Here is a 1780-nt window from a genome sequence, read left to right on the forward strand (position 1 = left end):
CTGATAAGGTTCGACACAGCAATGGAGGAATAGCTGTGTCGGGTAAACATGTTACAGATCAACAAGTCAGGTTATATATGGACTACCGTAAGTCACACACTCAAACCTTGGCAGCTGCCAAGGCAGGTCTGTCAGAACGCACGGCTCGGCGCATCGATTCCCAAGCGCATCAGCCGGCGGCGCAAAAGCGCCCCTGGCGGACACGCCAGGATCCACTGACCGATGTATGGGAGCCGATTGTGCTGCCATTGCTGAACCAGATTCCGGATTTGCCAGCTATCGATATCTTTGATCATCTGTGCGAGTTTCACGCAGATAAGTTCGACACCCGTGCCCGGCGCACGTTGGAGCGTCGCGTTAACCACTGGCGACAATTACATGGCCCCGACCTGCCCGTGATTTTTCCCCAGGAACATATCCCAGGCCAGCAGGGCATTGCTGACTTCACTGTGGTCGATACACCGATCACCATTGCCGGTGAAGCGGCGCCCCATCGGCTGTTTCACTACCGTCTCACGTACAGCGGCTGGGCCTATGCAGAACCGGTCTGGGGTGGTGAAAGCTATACCGCATTGGCCAGCGGCCTCAGCCGTGCCTATCAAGCCAGCGGCGGCGTCCCCAAAGAGCAGCGCACCGACAGTCTCAGCGCGGCCTACAAGAACCGTCAGGAGCAGGATGACTTTACCGACAACTATGAGCAGTTCTGTAAACACTACCAGATAAAAGCCACCCGTAATAACCGTGGCCAGGCTCACGAGAACGGCTCAATCGAGTCTCCAAATGGTCATCTTAAACCCAGGCTTCATCGCGCGTTGCAGATCCGGGGCAGCTTTGACTTTGAAAGCCGTGAAGCCTATGGCCAGTTCGTCGCCCAGATTGTCGCCCGACACAACCGGCAAATCGCCAGCGTCTTCAAAGCTGAGCAGCGACAATTACAACCGCTGCCGGTAGCAGCCAGCGTCAATTACACCGAGCAGAACGTGCGTGTCTCGCGCACCAGCACCATCGCGTTTAAGCGAGTGACTTATTCAGTACCATCGCGCCTGAAGAGTGCCAGAGTGCTACTGCGCGCCTTCGATGATCGGCTGGAGCTGTACTGCAATGGCACCCATACGGTGACTTTGAAGCGGCTGTTTGCACGCAATCAACAGCGCCTTCACAGCGTCAATTACCGGCACCTGATCGAGTCACTGGTCAAAAAACCTCGGGCGCTTCGCCATTACCGCTGGCGTGACGAGCTGATACCCGAAGGGGATTATCAGCATATTTGGCGCTGGCTTGAACAGCACCATGATCCCGATCGCGCCTGTTATTTGATGGTGCGCCTGCTGCATCTGGCACACAAAAGCGATCAGGAGCAAGCATTGGGCCGCTATGTTCTTGCTCAACTTGAACAGAGTCAGTTCCCCTGCCTGATACAGTGTGAGAAGCGCTTTCTGGATCAGCCGGTGGCCATACCTGAGATCAACGTCAACCAACATCCGCTGTCACAGTACAACGCGCTGATTACACAAGAGGTGGCCGCATGAGCAGCACAACAGCGGCATTACCCTTGATGTTAAAACAGTTACGCTTGGCCAGCATGAAGGAAGCCTGGCAAAGCCTGGCTGATAAAGCGCTCAAGCAACAGTGGACCCCACAGCAATATCTGCATGAACTGTGTCTGATCGAGTTGAACAGCCGCGAAGACAAACGCCTGCAGCGTTATCTGCATGAGTCAGCATTGCCGGCTGGAAAGCGGCTGGCAGATTATGACTTCAAGGCCGTCAAAGGCGTGCAC

General features: G+C 55.3%; 2 protein-coding genes. Both read left to right on the forward strand.

Features of this window, described 5'->3' with window-relative positions:
* Positions 1-77: 77 nt before the first annotated feature.
* Complete coding sequence (gene istA / locus WD071_RS15080; protein WP_368049225.1) at positions 78-1529, forward strand: IS21 family transposase; 1452 nt, start codon at positions 78-80, stop codon at positions 1527-1529.
* A partial coding sequence (locus tag WD071_RS15085) for an ATP-binding protein (protein WP_368049226.1) occupies positions 1526-1780 on the forward strand: 255 nt, incomplete at its 3' end. The genes istA and WD071_RS15085, both read left to right, overlap by 4 nt.

Source organism: Pseudohongiella sp. (assembly GCF_040877505.1).
Classification (GTDB): Bacteria; Pseudomonadota; Gammaproteobacteria; order Pseudomonadales; family Pseudohongiellaceae; genus Pseudohongiella.